25 protein-coding genes and 1 pseudogene are annotated in these 21,107 nt (G+C 65.8%); 8 read left to right on the top strand and 18 right to left on the bottom strand.

Translation table 11 applies throughout. The features are described from left to right. Positions 1 to 15: 15 nt before the first annotated feature. Positions 16 to 755 (top strand): annotated as a pseudogene (locus ABEA18_RS20235) (ATP-binding protein). A 407-nt stretch (positions 756 to 1,162) separates the two neighbouring features. On the opposite strand, the gene ABEA18_RS20230 reads toward ABEA18_RS20235, so the two are convergent. After that, positions 1,163 to 1,405 carry a hypothetical protein gene (locus ABEA18_RS20230; RefSeq protein ID WP_345452167.1) on the bottom strand — a complete coding sequence of 81 codons (243 nt, stop codon included), beginning with the start codon at positions 1,403 to 1,405 and terminating at the stop codon, positions 1,163 to 1,165. A 242-nt stretch (positions 1,406 to 1,647) separates the two neighbouring features. Then, on the bottom strand, positions 1,648 to 2,040 hold the full coding sequence (locus ABEA18_RS20225; RefSeq protein ID WP_345452165.1) for a hypothetical protein: 393 nt from the start codon (positions 2,038 to 2,040) through the stop codon (positions 1,648 to 1,650). A 1,917-nt stretch (positions 2,041 to 3,957) separates the two neighbouring features. On the opposite strand from ABEA18_RS20225, the gene ABEA18_RS20220 reads away from it, so the two are divergent. Both ABEA18_RS20220 and ABEA18_RS20215 read left to right on the top strand, forming a co-directional pair. Next, the gene (locus tag ABEA18_RS20220; RefSeq protein WP_345452163.1) at positions 3,958 to 4,632 is read left to right on the top strand and encodes a DUF1345 domain-containing protein; all 675 of its coding nucleotides are present in this window, start codon (positions 3,958 to 3,960) and stop codon (positions 4,630 to 4,632) included. A gap of 172 nt (positions 4,633 to 4,804) precedes the next feature. After that, positions 4,805 to 5,068: a hypothetical protein gene (locus ABEA18_RS20215; RefSeq protein WP_345452161.1), complete on the top strand. Its 264-nt coding sequence runs from the start codon at positions 4,805 to 4,807 to the stop codon at positions 5,066 to 5,068. Between the two features lie 102 nt (positions 5,069 to 5,170). Here ABEA18_RS20215 and ABEA18_RS20210 read toward each other — a convergent pair whose 3' ends face one another. From ABEA18_RS20210 to ABEA18_RS20190, 5 genes are all read right to left on the bottom strand, one after another. Further along, positions 5,171 to 5,728 carry an NADPH-dependent FMN reductase gene (locus tag ABEA18_RS20210; protein WP_345452159.1) on the bottom strand — a complete coding sequence of 186 codons (558 nt, stop codon included), beginning with the start codon at positions 5,726 to 5,728 and terminating at the stop codon, positions 5,171 to 5,173. A gap of 119 nt (positions 5,729 to 5,847) precedes the next feature. Then, complete coding sequence (locus ABEA18_RS20205) at positions 5,848 to 6,954, bottom strand: S1C family serine protease (RefSeq protein ID WP_345452157.1); 1,107 nt, start codon at positions 6,952 to 6,954, stop codon at positions 5,848 to 5,850. Positions 6,955 to 7,278: 324 nt separating this feature from the next. Beyond that, positions 7,279 to 7,671: a hypothetical protein gene (locus ABEA18_RS20200; protein ID WP_345452155.1), complete on the bottom strand. Its 393-nt coding sequence runs from the start codon at positions 7,669 to 7,671 to the stop codon at positions 7,279 to 7,281. 392 nt (positions 7,672 to 8,063) lie between these two features. Next, positions 8,064 to 8,396, bottom strand: a complete 333-nt coding sequence (locus ABEA18_RS20195; RefSeq protein WP_345452153.1) for a LapA family protein — start codon at positions 8,394 to 8,396, stop codon at positions 8,064 to 8,066. Positions 8,397 to 8,432: 36 nt separating this feature from the next. Then, positions 8,433 to 8,690, bottom strand: a complete 258-nt coding sequence (locus tag ABEA18_RS20190) for a hypothetical protein (protein ID WP_345452151.1) — start codon at positions 8,688 to 8,690, stop codon at positions 8,433 to 8,435. A gap of 544 nt (positions 8,691 to 9,234) precedes the next feature. On the opposite strand from ABEA18_RS20190, the gene ABEA18_RS20185 reads away from it, so the two are divergent. After that, complete coding sequence (locus ABEA18_RS20185) at positions 9,235 to 9,621, top strand: YegP family protein (RefSeq protein WP_345452149.1); 387 nt, start codon at positions 9,235 to 9,237, stop codon at positions 9,619 to 9,621. 537 nt (positions 9,622 to 10,158) lie between these two features. After that, entirely contained in the window at positions 10,159 to 10,521 is a 363-nt protein-coding gene (locus ABEA18_RS20180; RefSeq protein ID WP_284990510.1) for an SPW repeat protein, read from the top strand. A 226-nt stretch (positions 10,522 to 10,747) separates the two neighbouring features. Here the strand turns inward: ABEA18_RS20180 and ABEA18_RS20175 are convergent, their stop codons facing one another. The 9 genes from ABEA18_RS20175 to ABEA18_RS20135 all read right to left on the bottom strand — a co-directional run bounded on the left by ABEA18_RS20175 (position 10,748) and on the right by ABEA18_RS20135 (position 15,449). Continuing rightward, entirely contained in the window at positions 10,748 to 10,933 is a 186-nt protein-coding gene (locus tag ABEA18_RS20175) for a hypothetical protein (protein WP_345452147.1), read from the bottom strand. A 14-nt stretch (positions 10,934 to 10,947) separates the two neighbouring features. Next, positions 10,948 to 11,076, bottom strand: a complete 129-nt coding sequence (locus ABEA18_RS20170) for a hypothetical protein (protein ID WP_345452145.1) — start codon at positions 11,074 to 11,076, stop codon at positions 10,948 to 10,950. A 70-nt stretch (positions 11,077 to 11,146) separates the two neighbouring features. Further along, positions 11,147 to 11,467 carry a hypothetical protein gene (locus ABEA18_RS20165; RefSeq protein WP_345452143.1) on the bottom strand — a complete coding sequence of 107 codons (321 nt, stop codon included), beginning with the start codon at positions 11,465 to 11,467 and terminating at the stop codon, positions 11,147 to 11,149. Positions 11,468 to 11,587: 120 nt separating this feature from the next. Beyond that, positions 11,588 to 11,971 carry a hypothetical protein gene (locus ABEA18_RS20160; protein ID WP_345452141.1) on the bottom strand — a complete coding sequence of 128 codons (384 nt, stop codon included), beginning with the start codon at positions 11,969 to 11,971 and terminating at the stop codon, positions 11,588 to 11,590. A 198-nt stretch (positions 11,972 to 12,169) separates the two neighbouring features. Beyond that, positions 12,170 to 12,595, bottom strand: coding sequence for an Hsp20/alpha crystallin family protein (locus tag ABEA18_RS20155; RefSeq protein WP_284990513.1), 426 nt, complete (start codon positions 12,593 to 12,595; stop codon positions 12,170 to 12,172). Positions 12,596 to 12,859: 264 nt separating this feature from the next. After that, a complete protein-coding gene (locus ABEA18_RS20150) occupies positions 12,860 to 13,156 on the bottom strand; it encodes a hypothetical protein (RefSeq protein WP_284990514.1) in 297 nt (98 codons plus the stop codon). A 187-nt stretch (positions 13,157 to 13,343) separates the two neighbouring features. Next, the gene (locus ABEA18_RS20145; protein ID WP_307055723.1) at positions 13,344 to 14,216 is read right to left on the bottom strand and encodes an SGNH/GDSL hydrolase family protein; all 873 of its coding nucleotides are present in this window, start codon (positions 14,214 to 14,216) and stop codon (positions 13,344 to 13,346) included. A 107-nt stretch (positions 14,217 to 14,323) separates the two neighbouring features. Further along, positions 14,324 to 14,782, bottom strand: a complete 459-nt coding sequence (locus tag ABEA18_RS20140) for a DapH/DapD/GlmU-related protein (protein WP_345452134.1) — start codon at positions 14,780 to 14,782, stop codon at positions 14,324 to 14,326. A 193-nt stretch (positions 14,783 to 14,975) separates the two neighbouring features. Then, positions 14,976 to 15,449 (bottom strand): SRPBCC family protein, encoded by a 474-nt coding sequence (locus ABEA18_RS20135; protein ID WP_345452132.1) that lies wholly within the window; start codon positions 15,447 to 15,449, stop codon positions 14,976 to 14,978. A gap of 164 nt (positions 15,450 to 15,613) precedes the next feature. Between ABEA18_RS20135 and ABEA18_RS20130 the strand changes: the two genes are divergently transcribed. The 3 genes from ABEA18_RS20130 to ABEA18_RS20120 all read left to right on the top strand — a co-directional run bounded on the left by ABEA18_RS20130 (position 15,614) and on the right by ABEA18_RS20120 (position 19,652). After that, the gene (locus tag ABEA18_RS20130; protein ID WP_345452130.1) at positions 15,614 to 15,964 is read left to right on the top strand and encodes a hypothetical protein; all 351 of its coding nucleotides are present in this window, start codon (positions 15,614 to 15,616) and stop codon (positions 15,962 to 15,964) included. 391 nt (positions 15,965 to 16,355) lie between these two features. After that, a complete protein-coding gene (locus ABEA18_RS20125) occupies positions 16,356 to 17,417 on the top strand; it encodes a glycosyltransferase family 4 protein (protein ID WP_345452128.1) in 1,062 nt (353 codons plus the stop codon). Positions 17,418 to 17,504: 87 nt separating this feature from the next. Further along, positions 17,505 to 19,652 (top strand): amylo-alpha-1,6-glucosidase, encoded by a 2,148-nt coding sequence (locus ABEA18_RS20120; RefSeq protein ID WP_345452126.1) that lies wholly within the window; start codon positions 17,505 to 17,507, stop codon positions 19,650 to 19,652. Between the two features lie 230 nt (positions 19,653 to 19,882). Here the strand turns inward: ABEA18_RS20120 and ABEA18_RS20115 are convergent, their stop codons facing one another. Together ABEA18_RS20115 and ABEA18_RS20110 are read right to left on the bottom strand one after the other, a co-directional pair. Next, positions 19,883 to 20,215, bottom strand: a complete 333-nt coding sequence (locus ABEA18_RS20115; protein ID WP_345452124.1) for a hypothetical protein — start codon at positions 20,213 to 20,215, stop codon at positions 19,883 to 19,885. 9 nt (positions 20,216 to 20,224) lie between these two features. Beyond that, entirely contained in the window at positions 20,225 to 20,944 is a 720-nt protein-coding gene (locus tag ABEA18_RS20110) for a GAF domain-containing protein (RefSeq protein WP_345452122.1), read from the bottom strand. Positions 20,945 to 21,107 lie beyond the last annotated feature (163 nt).

The following is a 21,107-nucleotide window of genomic DNA, read 5'->3' as shown; positions in this document are numbered from 1 at the left end:
ACCGCTGTCGCCGCTGTGGATCAAGCCTGCAGACGGCTGCGGCTGCCCACGATCAGGGCCGTCCTGGACGAAGCCCTCTCCGTCGCCGGCAAAGAACAACTCTCCTACCAAGGATTCCTTGCCGAGTTGCTGCTGGCAGAGTGTGATGACCGGGACAGGCGTTCCTCGGTCCGAAGGGTCAAATCAGCCGGCTTCCCACGGGACAAATGGCTTGGGGACTTCGACTTCGAAGCGAACACGAACATCAACCCCGCCACGATCACACCCTCGCCAGCGGGGATTGGATCCGCAAAGGCCAGCCCCTGTGCCTGATCGGGGACTCAGGAACCGGCAAGTCCCACCTGCTCATCGGTCTCGGCACCGCGGCCGCGGAGAAGGGATTCCGGGTCAAATACACCCTCGCGACCCGACTCGTCAACGAACTCGTCGAGGCCGAGAACGATAAAGCCCTGGCCAAAACCATCGCACGCTACGGCCGCGTCGATCTTTTGTGTATTGACGAGAACTGGGTTACATGGAGTTGGACAAACGCGGAGCCGAGCTGCTCTTCCAGGTCCTCACCGAACGAGAAGAATAAGCATCCGTCGCGATCGCCACCAACGAATCCTTCTCCAGTTGGCTGGACCAAAACCTTCACCGACCCGCGCCTCTGCGCCGCCATCGTAGACCGGCTCACCTTCAACGGAACCATCATCGAAACCGGCACCGACTCCTACCGCCTCGCCCACACACTAGCCCAGCAGGTCTTTGGCTAGCCAGGAAGTTCTGGCTCAAGCCGCCACAACGATGGAAAAGCGTCGGGGTGGCACTCAACTATGCCTTGGACCTGCCGCCTCTCAATGGCCGACCGCCAGCAATAAAACGCCCGTGGGACTGGCAGTAACGGTGTATCCGGCGGTTTGAAGTTTTCAGCGGTCAAGCTTGACCGGTGTCGTCGGCTAAAGGCTTCCGGCGCCAACCACAATTCCGATCACTATTACCACTCCTCCGAATACCGCCATGGCAACACTCAAGATGCGTGATAGTCCTTTCGTCGCCAGGTTACCGTTGCCAATCCCCCGAAGGAGCATCAGCATAAACGACGCATACAGGTTCCTGCCGAGAATGATTAGCACGCCGAAGACAACTACTCCAGCCCCAAGGAGGGTTGTGGCGGGGTCTCTCACCCTCTTCCCACCTTGCCCCCTGCAAGCCCGAAGATCAGGAAACCTAGTCCAATGAGAAAGATCACGCCCGGGAAGATCACTCCGCCGATTTCCTGGATACGTCTGAACCTTCCAGCGTCCCTGTCTGGGAAGGTCCGCGAGTATCCCTTAACGACGACTCCGCGCACGAGCCGAATTAGGATGTAGCCCACGATGCTTATGCCGATGGCAAACAGTCCGAAGAGTACTTCATCTGACACTTGGTTCCTCCGTCGACTACCGGTAGGTACTGAACATGATCGCGCATCCGCCGCCCAGGCCGCCACTCCAGCCTCCGGCTACACCGAAAGATGTCAATGAGATTGAGCCGTAGCCGCCGTAGGGGCCGAAGATACCCGAGCACTCTACTGACGGGCCGTTCAAGTTTCCGACCCCCGCACCTAGGCCGACGCTGGCCTCGGCGACCACCCCGATACCAACAGTCGTTCCAAACTGAATCCCATTACCCCAGTCGTAAGTGCCTGAAACACCAAAGCATACGATGAGACACACCGTCCCTGAGATCACAAACAATCTGACACCCTCGGGCAGTGTAGACGACCGAGTTGTCGCCGCCCACGGTGATGGCCGCCTCGTTGGCACCCACTGACAGAGTCGGACGCGCATCGTTGAGCGAGTTGTACCGCCAGCCGATGGTCAGGTCCCTGCCTGCGCCCTTGACGTGCAGCAGCTGCCCGGCGAGAGCGACATTGCCGTTCGAAGGATTGAACGAGAGAGTCGACAGGTCCGTCAGATGTCTGGTGAGCATGGACGCCGAGGGGCGGTTGCCGGACGCGATCCCGTTAGTCCCCGAGGCTGGAGGCAGGAGCATCGCCAGACCAAGTTTTGGGGCCATTGGCGCAGTAGCGTATCGGGCGGTGAGTGCCTTCGCCGCCGAAACACTTCGACTGGGCGGCAGGGCCGCGGTCGGCGAAGCCGTAGCCTTGGAGGGCACAGCCAAACCTGTGAGAACAACTGCGGAAATTGCGACACCTGACAGAAGAGACCGTAAAGCAGCCATGCTGCGCCCCCGAAATTTTGTGCTCCCCAGTGAGCATCCTTGCGCCCCCAGCGAGCACAGCCTGATCATCAACCCATCGAATGGATAAAGCAAGAGGAACCGGTGTGGACATTTTCCGGTCGGTTGCGGGTCCGCCGCGGTACTGCGGCTCTGATGGGGACGGGGTGTGACAAACGGCGGCCACCGAGCGCCGGCACCACAAAGGCCGGCATAACCCTGGTGGGCCGCGGAAAGACCGGGAACAAGGGGACCTCCCAGGCCGGGCAGGGATGAGTGTGGCTATCCGTTGCCTAAGGCACGCACTCCGCTGGTCAACGTGTAATTACCATTATTGTCACCTTCTTGACAGTTTGCCGGGACAGGCGGCCAGAAACGGATAGAGGCCGAACTCCCGAAAGAGGAAGTGCCCGCATACAAGCCGAAATCATCCGACCCTGCCAGAGCCTCGCACAACGAGCGTCTTGTGTGGGAATTCAATAATGCCCCGGACACAAGGTGGTCCCGAATCAGGCTGCGATTCAACGCGAAAGTGGGCTCAAAGCAAATTGACATTCTCAATCGGGACTACGACAGCCTGATGAGACCAGCGCGGATGGCGACGAAGGCGACCAGCACGGCGAGACTACACCCTCGAAGGAGGACCGCGACTTCATCCGCTCAAGTCCGGCGACGCCGCCGCCCTCCGCCGCGAACACCGGTTCCTCGAAAGGAAACAGCCCTGAACCTCCGCATAAAGGCGGCCGGTCAGGGGGCCGCGCGGAAACCCCAATCTCCATCCGGGCCCCTGACCGGCTTTCAAAAGAGTAGAATGGCTCGCACCCCCGCTCCGGTGTGCCAATGGCGCATGCGGAAGCGTTCAGTCGAATGTGGCCCGATTGATGGGCTGAATGCCGGATCTCTTACATCCGTAGAACTAGACGATGCGACGACCCCCAACTTGGTCCCGACTCCGCAAAGGGCATCAGGTTGGCGAGAAAGTGCAGGCCCCTATGGCAATCTCAGCTCAAACCAGCCGGGAGCAAAACCAGCGGCACCGCATTCCCGCTCAGCCACCGGCTCTGCCGGGGTGCCCGCAATGCGGTACGGATGCGTATCTAGAATTCACCCGGTATGTGCCGGCCTCGTACGCTCCCGACCCTGAAAACCTGCGGCCCCCTGCCGTCAGCTACATCTGCAAGCGCTGCGGCAACCATTACTCCCACCGGACCCCGGACGACTGGGCCCCGCCCGGCTGGCAGTGGTACGCCTAGGTCCCACCGTGCCGAGACATTGTAATCGAGGGAGTTGCTCGGCCGGCAATCCATGGCTTCGCGAGGACGCCAGGTGCAGCAGGCCCGGGTCTACCCCCAACGTTCAAGCTCGGCCCCAACGTTCAAGCTCGGCCCCAACGTTCAAGCTCGGCCCCAACGTTCAAGCTCGGCCCCAACGTTCAAGCTCGGCCCCAACGGGTCCGGCCGCGGCTCATGCAATAGGACCGTTCTCCTCTCTTGTCTGCCCGAACGGCACCATCTGCCGGCAGGTCAGTGGGGTGTCCTGGATGGTTCCGCCGATGCTGAGTTTTCGCTTGGCGTTAGGTGAGGTATTCGATGTTGTCCCGGCCCTCGGGCAAGCGCGCCTGGGGAGACGGCCGAACGTCGGACGCGGAACGGTGCCGCCGGCGCAGCCGGAACGCTGCTGCCGGGGAAAGGGTCGACTCGCCGATCCTTGGTCAAGGACGGGACCGGCGGGCTGCCCGAATGGGATCATCGGTCCATGAGTCTTACTGGCGTGCCGGGCTCCCCGGATAAGGGTTTCAATTCCGTGGCGCATCATTCGCGGCTTCGTGTTGTGGTCATGGCTGTTTTGGGTCTGGGTACCGCCCTGGCTGTTGGAACTTTGAATTCCTGGGCGTACGCGCCGGCGCTGGGCTGGGCGGTGGCGTCACTGACGTATCTTGTCTGGGTCTGGGCGGTTGTCGGGCCGCTGCCGGCGGAAGCCACGGCAGCCCATGCACGGCGCGAGGATCCGGGGCGGCGCGTCTCGGACGTCCTGGTGTTGGCCGCCACCGTGGCCAGCTTCGCCGGGGTCGCGCTCATCCTGCTGGAGGCTTCCAACGCCCAAGGGGGCACGAAGGCGGCGATCATTTCCATGGCCCTGGGCAGCGTTGTCTTGTCCTGGTTCCTGGTCCATACCCTTTTTGCCCTTCGCTACGCGTCGATCTATTACCGGGACAAGGCCGGCGTGGACTTCAACGAGGACACACTGCCCCGCTTCCTGGACTTCGCCTATTTGTCCTTCACGGTCGGGATGACGTTCCAGGTTTCCGATACCGACCTGAAGACCGACGCGATCCGCACCACCGTGCTGCGCCAGGCCCTCCTGTCCTATCTGCTGGGAGCCATAGTGTTGGCGACGACCATCAACCTCGTGTCCGGCCTGATCCACTGAACGCACCCACGCAGAAACAGGCCCGACCCCACCTCACAACGTCCGGCCGCGGCGGGCGCGCTGCAGCGCAGCCATGCCGCACGGCGCCCCGCTCTTCAAGCGCTCAAGGGCACACTGGGCCGCCGACCCCGGCCGGGAGGTGGGACTGTTGTCAACGCGGCGGGGTGCTGCTATGACCGTTCTATCGGCGGTCCCGGGCGGCGGCCGGTTGATGGGAGTCATGATGGATGCGCAGTGGATCGTTGGCTTCGCCGGCGGCTATGTGGCAGCGGCGGTCACGGTGTTGTACTTGCCTTTCCTGGTCCTTTTCGGTGTGCTGCTTCTTGTGGCGGGCTTGCTGGAGGTGCTGGCGCTGCCGTTTCTGGTGTTGTTCCGGAAACTCCGGGGCCGCGGAAAACCCGGCTCCTCATCCGGCGGGTCCTGGCTTCCCGGTTGACCCGTCACCGGGTCCAGGACGTTCCGTTGGCGACCACGTCAAGGGAGCGCTGGCTTCCCGGCCGGTTCAAGCGCTCAGGGGCAGCGTCGGGCCGTCGTGCGGTCAGGTGCGGAGGGTTTTCAGTGCTGTGGTCCAGGAGATCAGCTGGTCCAGGAGGGGGTTCAGGGCCTCTTCGGCGGTTTCGCTTGGGGTGAAGGTGGTGAAGTTTTCGAATTCGGTGGCGAAGGGCAAGGCCACCTGGGCCCTGACGTCGGCGATCTGGAGTTCACCGGCGATGAGGCGGAGATTTTCGACGGCGCGGACCCCGCCGGCGCCTCCGTAGGAGACGAAGCCGGCGGCTTTGTTGTTCCATTCCGCGTAGAGGAAGTCCAGGGCGTTCTTCAGAACCCCGGGAACGGAGTGGTTGTATTCGGCGGTGACGAAGATGAAGCCGTCGAACCGGGAGATGGTCCGGGCCCAGGCCTTGGTGTGCTCGTGCTTGTAGTCCCCGAGCGATGGGGGTACGGGCTCGTCCAGCAGCGGCAGCTTGTAGTCGGCCAGGTCCAGGATCTCGAAGTCGGCGCCTCCGTGCGCGGTTGCCCGGGCCAGGACCCAGTCCGCTACCTGCCTGCTCCGGCGCCCGGGCCGGGTGCTGCCGACCACGACGGCGATCCTTACCATGTGAACCACTCCTTCTTCCTGTCGGTTCTTGTTGCCGGTTTTGCACGCGATACGTTTTCGAAGCCCGGGCGGGCCGGGAGCGGGTGATGAGGTCCCCGGCGGGCCGGGAGTATTCGGGGTCAGCCGGTGTTTGAGGTGTTTGCCAGGGTGGCGGTGAAGGTCTTGGTATCTGTTCCCCGCCGGGCGGTGAGGTCGACTTGTTGGCCGGGTTGGGCCTTGCGCAGGGCCGCGAGCAGGTCGGTGACCTGGGTGATTTTCTGCCCGGCGAAGGAGGTGATGATGTCTCCTGCCCGGATGCCGGCCGTGTCCGCCGGGCCTGCGGGGGAAACCTGGATGACGAGTGCGCCTGTTGTTGTTGCCAGGTTGAACCGCTGCACGATTTCCGGGCTTAGATCGGCAGGGACCAGCCCGAGGACTGCGTGGGAGGCTTTCCCGTTCTTCAGCAACTGGTCCGCGACGTTCGTCACGGTGGCCGAGGGCGTGACGAATCCGATGGCCACGGCTCCGGAGCTCGGCGGCAGGTATGCCTCGGAGAGCCCGATGACCGCTCCTGTTGCGTCGGCGACCGCGCCGCCGGAATTTCCCGGCGAGATCGGGGCATCGGTCTGGATCAGGTCCAGGGCTCCTTGCGGCTGTTCCCGGGACGGGGGCATGTTGCGGTGAAGCCCGGAGACGATCCCCGAGGTGACGGTGTCTTCCAGGCCCAGCGGGGTGCCGATCACGACGGTCAGGTCCCCGACTTCGGGAGTGGCTGTGGAGAACCGTGCCGCAGGAAGATTTGAGCGGTCTGCCTTGATGACGGCGACGTCCGTGGGGTCATCGATGGCAATGACGGAAGCATTGGTCTGGGTGCCGTCGGCCAGTTGGACCCGGACGCTCTTGAAGGGCTGCCTTTGCTGGTCTTCGACAACGTGCGCGTCGGTCACGATGCTGCCGTCCCCGCGGTAGATCACGCCGCTGCCGATCCCTGTCTGCGTGGTGATCGTCACCACCGAGGGCTCGACGTCCTTCACCACCTGCGGTATCGACAGTGTCGCCGCCGGCACCGGGAACACCCCCGGCGGGCCAGGCGAAGCAGTTCCGGCGGGGGACCCGCCACCGGAAGCCGGGCCTGAGGTGGCCGGGGCCTGTCCGGCACCGGGGCCGGTACAGCCCGGAACCGTGAGCAGCACCGCTGCGGTGAGAAGCGCGGCCGCGGGGCCGTTGCTGAACCTGAAGCTGAACATCCTCGTTCCCCTTCCCTCGGCTGCCTGTGGCCCCTTCCCGTTGCCGGCCCGCCCCCCGTTTGTGGCTCCAGGCAACGGGCTGCACGGAAATTATCTCTCCAAAGAGCCTCGGACGCACCAGCCCGATCGTGCCGGTCCTGGCCCGGTGCGGTCCGCACGCGTTCCGCGGTGCTTCATGCACTGGCCAAGCCTGCTGGAGGATTCAGAGACCCAGATGCGTCTTGAGAGCTTCCGAAACCGGATGGCCTGCCGGACGGGCTCCAGCGGGCGCGGGTCACCGTCCGTCAGGGCGCCGGCCGTGGGGAGGCGTAGGCGTCCCGGGGTTTATTCAGCCGTGTCCGCTGCCGGTCCGGTCTTTGGTTCAGTGGTGGCGGCCCGGTTCTGCCGGCGTTGCCATGCAAGTGCTGCTGCCGCGGCGGCCGTGGCGAGGATGCCTGCTGCCAGCCAGGCCTTGGCGTGGCCGGTGGGCCTGAGTTTCCGTTCCGCGTGGCGGACGGCGGCTTCGGCTGATTTCCGGGCCTGTTTGGCGGCCTTTTTCTTCCCGGTAAGGGTCAGGACCACGGCGTGGACCACGTCAGGGACGTTGGCTTCCCCGAGCCTGGCCAGGGCCCACCGGATCGCGGCTTCGGTCTGGGGCGAGGGATCCTCGATGGCGTGTTTGATCCAGGCGGCGGTGCGGTGCTGGATGTCGTGTGTGGATTTGTTCAATGCGGTCATGGTCATCCTTTCCGGAGCGGGTTGGGGGGCCGATACGAGGCCGGGACCCTGGCTGCAGCACATCCGGGTGTCGGACATGCCGGGATGGGTACGGCCGGTTATGGGCGGCGGGTCGGATCGGGGTGCGGCGGCGGTACCGGCCCCGGGTCCGGGATTGGGAGGGGCCCGGGCGCCGGGTTCGGGTCGGGGGCCGGGTGAGGGGGGAACGGCGTGTCCCGGTCCGGGGCTGGTGCCGGACCGGGATCGGGAGGGAAAGGTTCGGGTTCGTGTTGCGGTGGAAGGGTCATTGGTTGCTCCTTTGGCGTTGGGCCAAGCTCCTCACGTCGGGCTACGGGCCGGCATCCTCGCAATGCAGGCGTTTGGCCGGGGCTGGTTCCCGGCCGGCGTGGGTGTCAGGGCGGGGGTGTTGGTGTGCGGCGGTTGCGGGATCTGAGCTGGATGATGCGCACGGCACCGGCTACGGCGACCAAGGCCCCGCCGCCGACCGCAGCGACGAGCAGGGCAATGCCCAGGGAGATGGTCCCATCCAGGCCGAAAAACCTGACCCTGGCGGCGTCCTGGTTCTGCACGATGAACGCGATGAGCAGGATCAGGAGCACGAGGGCGGCAACGGTGGCCGTCCAGGCCATCCCCGCGCGGGTGACCACCGGCCGACGTCCTCCTGCCGGCGGGGACGCCCCGGGTGCGGGTGCGGGCTCCGGGGCCGGATGTTGGTCTGCATCCATGAGGACTCCTCTGCCCTTCGACGTTGAGCCTCAGCGTTATCCGGGCTGTTTTGCGTCGAAGATCCGGTGATCCGGCTGGGCCGGCGTCCCTTCGGCCCGGGCCCGGATGAAGTCAAGGTCTTCGCGGGAGAGACTGGCTTGGTCGTGCTGGTCCGAGTCCGCGGTGATTCCGGTTTCCTGATGGACGATCTCGGTGACGGTGCGGGGCAGCACCACGCACCCGGGGTTCTCGGTGAGCCATTGCCGGGTTCCGGGGCTGAGGTTGTCCCAGTGGTCCCTGATGTTCATCTCCATCGATGACGCCTAACTGATTGAATCCGGAGGCGAAGGACCCGGGCCGGGCCGGTCCCGCGGACGTGATCAGGGTACGCCGGGCGGACGCGGAAAGACAGGGCCCGATAAGGAAAACCCCCGCGCGAGTCGGGAGCGACTCCAGCGCAGGGGTTCCCGGCGGCTGGGCAAATGGGGGATATGCGATGCCGCCAGAACAACCGTATGCCACTGAGGGCGCCGTCCACACCGGCTCTTGCGTGGCTGGCCACGGGAGCGTGCCGGACCGATCGGTGAGCAGAGGCTCCGGTCGCTGGCTGCGACGCACGCCGCAGCTAGTGCGCATGAGATGGGACAGGGGGCCGCGTCGTGACAGGGTTCGGGCGCAAGGGCACTGGCCACCGCGGGTCCCCTCCGGTAGGGTTGACGCCTGACCTCATGTGGCGTGACTCACATTTTCCTTGAACGCGCATTCATTCCCCGCCCCGGGGCCCTACGCAGCGCCGCGTGCGGGCTCCGGGGATACGTCGAGCGTCCGGCTGGCGGCCGGGCGTGAAGGAGGACTTCCATGACCGGTTCGTTCGAACTCTTCGAAGATGAGCGTGGCTGCTTCAGGTTCAGGATGGCAGCCCCCGACGGGGCCGTGATGGCCCTTTCCCGGGATTTCCCGGACAAGCGGTCAGCGGTAGATGGCATCGAAGCCGTGCGTGAGTACGCGGGCATGGGGCTGATCACCGACCAGTGTCCGGGGGTTCCCCTCCGCCCAGCGGACGCCGGGGACACCGGGCGCACAGACCACGAACGCAGCATGATCGGGCCCGCTCCCGCAGCCGCCCCGCAGAGGGTCCCCCGCCTGGCCGGCAGGATCCATGCCCCGCAGCGCACGGCCCCGCTGGAACCGGCCGGGGCCCTCCGCCGCGCAGCCGCCGGCCGTCCCCGCCAGCTGCAGCCCTGAGGCGTCCGGCCAAGTGCCACCAAGACACGGTGCACACGTTTGGCGTTTCCACGGCGTGCCGTCCCCATTTCTCCCGGCGCATGGCCGGTGGGTACGACGGCCGGGTTCCCGGGACCGCCGCCAAACCACCTCGGACGGCTCACTCTCGTAGCGGCCCCTAAAACAGGTAGCCGGTACTCGGGCGGCGGGCCGGTTCCGGGGACTACGATCTGCACCGGAACGTTTTCCGTGGAAGATGATCCCGGCGGTAGCTGCGCCAATGCCCGGCACCAGGTGACACCGGGCATTGGCGCGTTTCCTTGCCCCGGCCGGCCTGAGGCGGAGGCGCTTGCCGGGAAGCAGCAGCGCACGGATTTTGTTACAAAAGTACCCGTGCGGCGAGGACAGCGGACAGCCGCCGGGAACGGCGCCCGGCCCGTTTTCGCGGCCCCCGGAGGCGGTACTTTCACGGGAAGTCAGCGTCAAATACAATAAGAATCCTCCGGCGTGACGTCAGAGGAACGCCGGGGTGCAGTCCGCATCACAGAGGTGGTTTCAATGAAGAAATGGACGCGATGGCAGGATTGGGTCACGGTCGCCGCCGGGCTCTACGCTGCCCTGTCGGTCATCTGGACCACGGCGGCCGGTTCGTCGGCTGCCTTGATGGTCGTGTTCGGCGCTTTGCTGGTCGTCAGCGGCGTCATCAATCTGGCCATGCCCGGAACCCCGGCCATGGAATGGATCCAGGCGGCCTTCGGCGCCTTGCTGTTCCTTTCACCGTGGTTCGGTTCCTACACCATGCAGACAGGCGTCGCCTGGACGTCCTGGATCACCGGCCTGGTGGCGCTCGTCGTCACCGCGACCGCGATCAAACCCAGCACCGAGGAACACCGGCACCACACGGTCAGCCCCTCGCACTGAAGTGCTGAAAACCTGAATAAGGGCACCGCTCAATAGGGTAAACGCCGGATAGCGGTTGCCGGACAGCGGAAAACATCGGATAACGGTTACTGGACAGCGGAAACCTCGGCCGGCGGATCCGGTCCTGGTCCGGACCCAACGGTGGCGGTGGTTCCCGGCAGGGGCGGTCCCGGGCGCGTCAGTGTCCGGGAGAGAGGCCCCTGCGGTCCTTTCGTCCCTATTCCGGTCACAGGAGGTTGACGTGGAAATGAATGTTCAGCCGGAGGAAATCGGTCCCGAAGTACCCGAAGCCGATGCTCTCGAGCAGCGCACACCGGTCCTGCCCGAGGGCTCGGGGGAATTGACGGAGATGGACGGTTTGCCCGGGGATGTCCCGCAAGCGGACGTCATTGAACAGCGCACGGACGTTCATCCCGGCGGCGCCGGCTACGACCGGATCGCGGTCACGGAAGCGGAGCCGCCGAAGCGGACCTCATCGACCAGGCCACGGAGCTTTCCCCAGGCGCCGAGGACGAGTACCCGGACGCCGCCGAAGACCCCGGCACGTGAGGCCACGGCAGCCCCGGGCGTGACGGGAGCTGCGAGGCCCCGTCGCCGGCTCCTCTGCAGGCAGGCAGATGTTGGGCTATTGGTCCAGGACGCTGTCGATGAGTTCCTTGAGGATTTCCCAGAAGTCCCGGGCCCGGTACGAGGTGACGGGTCCGCGGCCCTGGGCTTCGCGGACGGTGTCTGCGATGGCTATGGCTTCGGCGAACAGTTCGGCCGTGACTGCGGGGACCCGTTCCGGCTCGAGGGTGAGGATGTGCCGGACCAGTTCGCGGGAGTGCTGCTCGGTCTCGCCTGCCGGTTCCGGGTGCAGGCCGCTGCGTTCCAGACGCGTTGATGCGGACTCGAAGCCGCGGTCCACGTGCGGCCCGAAGCCTTTGTCCATGTACAGGATGGACATGTCGGTCTCCTTTCCAATTTCCTCTTTGCAGTCCCGGGGGAAGCGCAGGCGGCCGCAGCGGAATGTGCAGCCCCGCTGTCCGGAATTTCACCGGAGCGTCCGGGCGGATGGTTGTCCGGTTCAGAGCTGGGTGCCGTAGATGAATTCCTTGGCGTGGTTGACGGCTTTCCGGAAGGCGTCGTTGCGGAGGGTGATCTGTTCTTCGGTGCCGTTCTTGCCGGGTTCGAGGTAGGCGGTGTGCCCGGGGTGCAGGACCCAGATGTCCCCGGACGGGGGCAGGTAGAAGACACCGAAGGAGCGGTGCCGGGGGTCCGTGGCCCAGATGGGCACCACGGCGACGGCCGCGCCGGTGTCCGGGTTGATCCATTGGGCCCGGGGCAGGGGCTGGAGATGGATCTGGACCCCGGGGTCCAGGAAAGGGGCCGTCCCTTTGCCCCAGCGCTGTTCAAAACGTTCGTAGAACGCCGGCATCAGAAGGTCATCGTAGGGGTGCCAGGCGCTCATGGCAGGCTCCTTCCAGGTTCGGGCGCCGGGTGTCGGGAGGGTCCCCGGCCGGGCGGGCCGGGGACCCTCGGTGCGGGAGGCATCGTCGGGGGCCGCCTTTTCGGTGCGCTACTCGCGCGGTGGCGTGGCTGGTCTGCATCGCCCTTCACTGCCGGCGGCCGGTCCAATGCTCCCGGTCCAGCGGTGCCGGCCCCGGTCCTAGGCGTTGATCGCCTGGCGCGGGGTCGACTCCGACGCGATCTCGATCCGGCGCGGTTTGGCCTTCTCGGCCACCGGGATCCGCAAGGTCAGCACCCCGGCGTCATAACTGGCCTTCACGGCATCGGTATCCAGGGCCTCGCCGAGGACGAGCTGGCGGCTGAAGACACCCCGGGGCCGTTCGGCGGCGATCATCTCGGTGTTCTCCCCGGCCGGGTCCTTCCGTTCGGCCTTCACGGTCAGGACATTGCGTTCGACGTCGATGTCCACCGAGTCGACCTCGACCCCGGGAAGATCCAGGGCGACAACGAATTCCCCGCCTTCCCGCCAGGCATCCAGCGGCATGGCCGCCGGCCGGGCCGCGGTGCCCAGGACCTGCCGGGCCAGCCTGTCGAGCTCGCGGAACGGGTCGGTACGCATCAACATGGTCTCCTCACTCCTTACAGATCGGTACGATCCTTCCATCCCAACCACCTATTTCCTATGCTGGCTGGTATAGATTTTTTATAGCACTGGAATGAAACCGCCGCAAGGGGGCTGCCCGGGTTTTTTGTATGGGCCCCGGAACCGGACCGGCGCGCGAACCACGGCTCCTGCCGTTTCCTCCGACCCTCGGGCGGAAGGGGGCCGGCGTCCCTCCGGGGGCTTGGCGGTGCAGAAAAGGCGGTGTAGAACAAGGGAGGGGCGCCGTCATCCGCTGCCTGTTCTCCGGATGCCGGGACGACGGCTGGCCTCCTGGTGCCGATGACTGCCGGCGCGGAGCCCGGTTCCGGGACGGCCCCGGTGCGGGCGTGGAGGGGCGGCCAGCTCCAGCAGTTCGCTCCGGCCCAGTCCGGAGGCGTCGCTGACTTCGGCCACGGTGGCTTCCCCGCAACGCAGGATCGCCGCGGCCACCTGCCGCAGGGTCAGATAGGCTGCGGCGAGCTCCTCTTCCGCGGCCTCGATGGCGCCGGCCAGGGCGCTCAGGCGCTCCAGCTCCGCACTCATTCCACTCTCATCCCTTCCTTGCCGGGCAGGATCTTTCTGGCGGTTCCCGGACGATCACGTCGGGGACCGCCGGAGAAGATCACACGTCCCGCTATCTAAAGTGGTCGATACAGATTTTTTATATCACCTGAGATAGTCAAGGGCAAGGCCTTCCGGGAGGTCCTCACGGCCCGGTTCGCAGGCCCGGCTATTTGTTCCGGGGGTCGTTTCCGATGAACGTCCCGGGAGGCATCCGGGCGCCGAACACGGGGCCGGGGTCCGGCCGCTTCGCACGGCGCTCTTCCTCGGAGCTGTGGTGTGTGAGGTGTTGCAGGACCCAGGGGACCAGGTGTTCGCGTGTCCAGATGATGTCATCGGCCCGTGCTTCGCGCCAGCTGCGCGCGGGCAGCTCTTTGGGCGTCATCGGCTCCAGGGTGTGGGGAACGTTGAGGGTTTCCAGGACCATGATGGCGATGGTGTGCTGGCCCAGGGGAGAGAAGTGCAGCCGGTCCGGATCCCACATCCGGGGGTGGGTGAGCTGGCGCAGGGCCCAGAGGTCGGCGATCACGGCGTCATGGCGGGCCGCGATGGTGCGCAGGTTCTCGTTGAAGATCGCTACCTTGCCCCGCACGTGTCCGAGCACGGGGGTCGTGCCCCAGTCCGGTCCGGCGAACAGCACGACCGTGGCCCCGGTCGAGGCGAGGAGTTGGACGCCGGCGTCCAGCTCGGCGGCGAGTTTGTCGGGGTCGGTCCGGTGGAAGATCAGGTCGTTGCCGCCGCCGTTGAGGGTGATCAGATCCGGTTGCAGGGCCAGGGCGGGGGCGATCTGCTCATCCAGGATCTGATGGAGCAGCCGTCCTCGGACTGCCAGGTTCGCGTAGGCGAAATCCGCGTGGCCGGCGCTTAGTTCTTCCGCGACCCGGTCCGCCCAGCCGCGCAGGCCCCCGGGGCTGCGCGGTTCCGGGTCCCCGACCCCTTCGGTGAAGGAATCACCCAGGGCCACATAACGGCTCCACGGGTGCAGGCGGGCCCCGGAACCAACGGAGCCATCCTCCGGAGGGCCGGCTGCGGGGGCGTTCATCCCCCCATACTGCCCCTGCGGTGCCCGTCCGCGCCATGGCCCGTGTCGGTGACCGTCCCGCGCCGGACTCGCAGGGGAGAACGGAATGTCGTAGCAGCGACGGAGGTCTAGGCGGCCATCCGGGACTCCGGGCCGCGGGATTTCCGGGTACGGGACGAAGAGCCCGAGTAAGACCCGGCGTTCGGGATGCGGGCTCCCTCGGGAACCAGGGTGTCCCCGTGCAGCCGGACCGCGCGGCCGATGAGTGCCCCCGCCCCGATGCGGGAGTGGCTGCCGACGTGGACCCAGCTGCCCAGGACCGTTCCCCGGCCCACGTACACGTCGTCACCGATGAAGGCATGGTTCCCGACCGTTGCCCGGCGGTCGATCCAGCTCCCGCGGCCGATCCGGCACCCGGAACCGACACGTGCGCCGGCCTCGACATAGGTCGTTGCACCGATGAAGGAATCCGCCTCCACCCGTGCGCCGGGACCAAGCAGCCCGCCCCCGTTCGGGTGCCGGTGGTAGGTGGTGGTCATACCGGCATCGTCCTCGACCGTTTCGATGTTCCTGTTCCTCCTTTTCATCTTCTTCCTTCCTGCCGCACACCTGCGACAAGAAAATTAACGCCGGAACGCCGGTGTTGATTCCGGCAACCGGCCGGACGAAAGGCCTGCAGGACGGAGGGCTGCGTGGAAGGCATGGCCGGGAGTGGGCTTCATCCGGCGGGCGGGCACCGGCTGACGCGGGAGCCCGTAGCAGGCCCGGGCGCCGGGTGGTCTAGCTGCGGCCTTCGACCTTGCCCCCGGCGATGCTTCCGCGCCAGGCGCCGGTCTCTACTTCCCGGCCCTCGATGAATTCCTTGAACCGTTCCAGGTTCTTCTTGATCTGCCGGTCCTCCAGATGAGCCGTGGCCCCGGCCCGTTCCAGCACGGTCCGGGGTTCCCAGTCCACTTCGACGGTGACCCGTGTTTCGACGGTGCTCACCGCCTCGAAGGTGACGGTTCCGGAATGGTGCGGGCCCTCCACGCTCTCCCAGCTGATCAGTTCGTCCGGGATCTGGGCGAGGATCCTGGCGTCGAAGCCGCGCCGGACCCCGGCGATGCGGGTCTGGAAGTGCACGGTGGTTTCATCGACCTGGCGGACGGACTCGACCCCGGTCATGAAGCGGGGAAATTCCTCGAACTGGGTCCACTGGTTGTAGGTCTGGCTCAAGGGCATGTTGACGTCGATGGATTCCCGCACGGTGGCCATGACTGTTCACTCCTTCCTCAAGGACGGGCCTGGCCGCCGGGGGTCGCCGGCCATGGGCCTCGTTTCCACGCTAAAACGATCCACGGGAGCGGACAAGATGACCGGCCCCGCGGGCTGGAACAGCCCGGGTTGCCGTTCCGTTTACCTCAAAGAGGACGAAAAAGATGGAAAGGAAACCGACCGCGCTGATCATTCCCGCCAGCCTGGGAGAACCCGTGGTCCTGGGCAGGCTGGACACCGGCGCCGCCGCGCTCCGGCGGCTGCTCGGAGGCGGCGCAGAATCAATTTCCCGGGGCGACTGGCATGTCTACCTCAACGCCCGGGCCAGGCTGTTGAACCTGCAGCCCAACATCCGTGCCGCCCGGCTCGCCGAGGACGCGGGCCTGGACATCAGCGACGCGGCCCGGGGAACGGCGGTGTTCCTGGGACACACGGACCTGGCCGCGGAAGCCGACGTCCCGGCGTACCTGACCAGACGCGCCACGGAACTCTTCGGCACCCCGCTCGCTGCCTAGGCCTGCCCCGGACCGGTTCTTCCGGCGAGGTCCACCCCTGGAGCCGAGGATGGGGAGTCCCTGCTGTGTCCGCTGAGTCATGGGTGCAACCGCGCCCGTCGGAGTGGACTTTCGCTTCTCTGCTGCCCGGCCACGTCCTTTGTCCGGTGGATGGAGGGGGCTCGTGTCCTGTCGATCTAGCGACCCGGTGCCCACGGCCGGCCGCTGGCTCGAGGAATGATCACTGGACGTCAAAAGGCAATCCCGCCGGCCTACCCGGCAGTAGGTCTTGTCCATTGTCCGTCCGGGAGTAATAGTCAGTTCAGAGGTTAAGCAGAGGCCTTCGGCGGGTTTTGGGTGCGTGTCGGGACGCAGGGGGAGTCCGACCCATCCGTTTCTTGGAAGGCAAGAAATGCGGATAGGACTTGTTGCAGGACCATGGATCCCCGTTCCCCCGCAGACCTATGGCGGTATCGAAAGGGTGGTGGACCTTCTGGCACGGGGGTTTGCCGGGGCCGGGCACGAGGTGGTGCTGGCCGCGTCCTCGGACAGCCGGTGCCCCGTACCCCGGGTCCCGGGGATGAGGACGTCGGATCCGACGAGCCTTGGCTTCACCATCTCCGAACTCAGCCACCTGATCAGGGCTTACGAGGGGCTCGGGGAGGTGGACATCATCCACGACCACACCCTGGCCGGGCCCCTGTACCGCTACGGGCCGCCCGGGGTGCCAGTGGTGACGACGATCCACGGCCCGCTCACGTCCTCAGCCAAGGACATCTACCGTGCGATCGGAAGAACTACCTCCATCATCGCGATCTCCCGCAACCAGGCTTCCCAGGCGTCCGGCATACCGGTCCGTGGCGTGATCCATCACGGCATCGATCTGTCGACCGTGCCCGTGGGCACCGGCCGGGGCGGCTACGTCTGTTTCGTGGGGAGGATGTGCCCGGACAAAGGCGTCCTGGAAGCCATCAGGATCGCCCGTCAGGCGGGCGTGCCGCTCCGGATCGCGGCCAAAATGCGCGAACCGGAGGAGATCCAGTACTTCGAGGAAGTCATCAAACCGATCCTTGGTCCCAACGAGGACTTCACAGGCGAGGTCGACGACGCCGGAAAATACCATCTCATGGGCGAAGCACTCGCGTTCCTCAACCCGATCCAGTGGTCCGAACCCTTCGGCCTGGTCATGATTGAAGCACTTTCCACCGGGACGCCCGTTCTGGGAACGCCCCTGGGAGCCGCACCGGAAATCGTTGCGCACGGACTAACGGGTTACCTCGCCTCTGCCGATGACCTCGCAGCCATGATCCCGGCGGCCGCTGGCCTGAGCCGGGCGCAGTGCAGGGCCCGGGTGGAGCAGCAATTCAGTGCCGAACGCATGGTGGCCGACCATTTGCAGCTGTTCGCCGACCTCATCGAAGAGCAATGCGAATCCGGGCTTCCGGATTCGGTCGCGTTGAACCAGAATCTTTAAGGGAACCGGTTTTCCCGTGCCCCGTTATCTGCTTTGGCGGTAATTGTCCTGGCGCCGCCGCCGCGCCGTGAGGTGAGGAGTCCTCCCATGACGGCATGGAACGCCGATACCGAAACGACGGTTTCCGAGGCAGGAACCGTCACGCTCGTGGAGGGGTCCTCCTTTTGCATTTCCTCCCGCAGCGGGGACATCCTCCCGGACGGCGAGACAAACGGCGCGTTCTTCCAGGACACCCGGATCCTTTCCCGCTGGGAACTGCACATCAACGGGTCCCCCCGCGAGCCGCTCGCGGCCCAGCGTCCCGATGCTTTCGAGGCGACCTTCGTGGGCCGGGCCCAATGGCCGGACGGCCGTTTCGACAGCCCTCTGGTAGTCCGGCAGCAACGCCATGTCGGCCCCGGCCTCCGGGATGACATCACGCTGGAGAATTTTTCCGCGGAACCCGTGGACTGCAGCATCGAACTGCTCGTGGACGCGGACCAGGCCGACCTGTTCGACGTCAAAGGAGGCCGCCCCACCAAGCATACGTCCGTGACCAGGCACGTGCGGGGGCATGAACTGGTGGTCGAAGCCGTCAGCGACGGCCAGCGGCGGGGATCGGCGATTCGGGCGGCGGGCGCCGAAATCTCCGAAGACGCCCTCCGTTTCCGGGCCACCATCCCCGCACGGGGCAAGTGGTCCACCAGCGTCATCGTGGTCCCCCTGGTCGACTCCGTGGCCCCGGAGGAGCCCTTCACGGAGACTGGGGTCCCGCACCTCCGGACGGGCGTCAAACGGCACCGGGCCTGGGAAAAAAACGTTCCACCCATCACCCTTGCCGACAGCAGCGTCCAAGCCACGCTGCAGTGGAGCCAACGCGACCTGGGCTCACTGCGGATCTTTGATCCGGCCAACCCCGACCGCGTGGCCGTGGCCGCAGGCGCTCCATGGTTCATGGCCCTGTTCGGCAGGGATGCACTGCTGGCCTCCTACATGGCGCTCCTGATCGACCCGGATCTGGCCTCGGGAACCCTCCAGACCCTGGCGGACATCCAAGGCACCAGAGTGGACCATGACTCCGAGGAGGAACCCGGCCGCATTCCGCATGAAGTCCGGCTCGGCGTCACCGGCGGCTTGTCCAGGGGCGGGACAGCCTACTACGGCACCGCCGATGCCACCCCGCTGTTCGTGGGGTTGCTGGGCGAGCTAAGCCGGTGGGGGCTCTCTGAGGACATCATCGAGTCGCTGCTTCCGCACGCGGACCGGGCCCTTGGCTGGATCCACGACTACGGTGACCGCGACGGGGACGGTTTCGTCGAGTACCACAGGGCCACCGACCATGGCCTGGCCAATCAGGGCTGGAAGGACTCCTGGGACGGGATCAATTTTGCGGACGGGACCCTGGCGGAGTCGCCCATCGCCCTGTGTGAAGTCCAGGCCTACGTTTACGCCGCGTATTTGGCCCGGGCATGCCTGGCCCGGGCGGCAGGAGAGAGGGAAACGGAGCAGTACTGGGCCGGGCGTGCCGCCACGCTGAAGAATGAATTCAACAAAAGGTTCTGGCTGCCGGACAAGGGCTATTTCGCCATCGCACTGGACAAGGACAAGAAACCGGTGGACTCCTGCGCCTCCAACATGGGCCACTGCCTGTGGACAGGCATCGTCGAGGAGGACAAAGCGTCATCGGTGGTCCAACGGCTGATGTCACGGGAGATGTTCACCGGCTGGGGCATCCGGACCCTGGGCTCGGACATGGGTGCCTACAACCCGGTCAGCTATCACAACGGTTCCGTCTGGCCGCACGACACCGCCCTGGCCGCAACCGGAATGATGCGGTACGGATTCGTGGATGAAGCCAGAAAGGTAGCGCACGGTCTTTTGGGAGCAGCCGGACACTTCGACGGCCAGCTCCCGGAACTTTTCTGCGGCTTCGACCGCTCTGAATTCCACGCCCCTGTTCCCTATCCCACGGCGTGCGCACCCCAGGCGTGGGCGGCCGCGACCCCGGTGCAGCTGATGCGGACCCTGCTCAGGTTCGATCCTGACCTGACACGCAACGTGGTCCACCTTGCCCCGATCCTCCCGGAGGAATTCGGGGAATTCACGGCCGAGAACGTGAAACTGGCCGGGTCCCTCCTCACCCTCAGGGCGAAAGGACGCGAAGGCAGCGTCCAGGGCCTGCCCCCGGGTCTGAAGCTCCTGAAGGAACCCCGGCCGCCGTTGGATGAACGGCCCGGCGGGCGGGCCGGCGATTAGAAAACCTATGGCCGGCATAGACCGGGACCAGGGGCGCGTCCGCCCACCCGCAGCCGGACGATAACTGCGGGGGATACCGCGCGTCGATCGGCCCGGGCGGGCTCGTCGTGGCGGGCGGGGACCGCGCCTCATCCATGAATAGGTTGGAGGATCAGGTGGCCCGCATTCCGACGTGACAGGTGAGACAGACATCCACCAGGCAAGGCCTCCTTGAGGGGGACCGATCCGGATCAGTCCGTTTCGGACTGCCATGGTCCCGAGCCCGGTTCTTGCTTGGGTTTTTGTTGGCTGGACGAGTCGCCGTCCGGGCCGAGCTCGTCGGAGTAGGGTGCGCGACCCTGGGGGAATGTGTCGATGAGTTCGTTGGCGGCCATGGCCAGCAGGTCGCGTTGCAGGACGGGCAGGGAGAGGAGGCCTTGGAGATAGGCTTCCACCTCGTACTCGCCAACTTCGCCTCCCAGGCTGAAGTACTTGAGCCAGAGTTCGCCGACGTTGATTTGTGCTGACTTCATGGCAGCGGCCAGCATGCGCTGCTGTTGTGGTTCGTGCTGATCGAAGCCCACGGGCCGGCCTCAGTCCAGGGCCGCCGGAATCCCGGCGACGAGATCGGCACTGATCTGGCCCAGCGTGCTGTTCTGCAGCCGGGCCCGGCGCATCAGTTCGGCAAGGGCCAAGTCAACGGTCAAAGAGTGGCGCTGCATCAAGATGCCGCAGGCCCGGTTGACCAGGTCACGACTATGAAGGGATTCAGCCAGGGCTTCGCTGATGCGGTGAGGTGCTTCGCTGGCCTGGATATTCGCAAGCAGCGTCGCTGCCGGGGCGGCGAATAGTTCCAGCACCCGGGCCGCGTCCTCGCCGAAAGCGCCGGCACGGTCCGAATAGATCTTCAAAGCGCCGATGCATTCCTGCCCGGCGATCAAAGGGGTGCTGACCACCGCATGGATGGGCATGCCCTTCACAGCGTCAGACCAGTCCGGCCACCGCGGATCAGTTTCGACGTTCCGGACGATCACCGTTTCCTCCATCGCCCAGGCCGTCAGGCACGGCCCCTGGCCCAATTCATACTGAAGGGCGTCCGCACGGGTGACCACGTGGTCCGTGGAGGCGCTGCTGGTCAGCCTGCCCCTCGAATCCAGGATGGAGACCCCCGCGCCGCTCGCTCCGGACACAGAGTCCTTGATGGCACGGGCAAGCAACCGCACGGCGCGGTCCACTTTCTCTTCCGTCAGCAGCAGGCCCTGGATTCGCGCGATAACGGTCGACAGTTCATCCAGCGGTAGTTTCCGCGCCATAGTCCTCATTCATCCAGGTCGGGTGCATCGAGCCGCAAGCGTGAAAGAGAATCCGGTACGGCAGTTGGTGCGCTGTTCCCAGCCTACTTCCCGCCCCTGGCCGGTGGCAGAAGCCAGGGCGAGGAAACGCAAACGGTAGCCGCGGCCACATGGGGCGACGGAA

It is taken from the genome of Arthrobacter gyeryongensis, assembly GCF_039543785.1.
Lineage (GTDB): Bacteria > Actinomycetota > Actinomycetes > Actinomycetales > Micrococcaceae > Arthrobacter > Arthrobacter gyeryongensis.
Note: the sequence above shows the minus strand (reverse complement) of the source record. Positions and strands in the feature narration are given on the sequence as shown.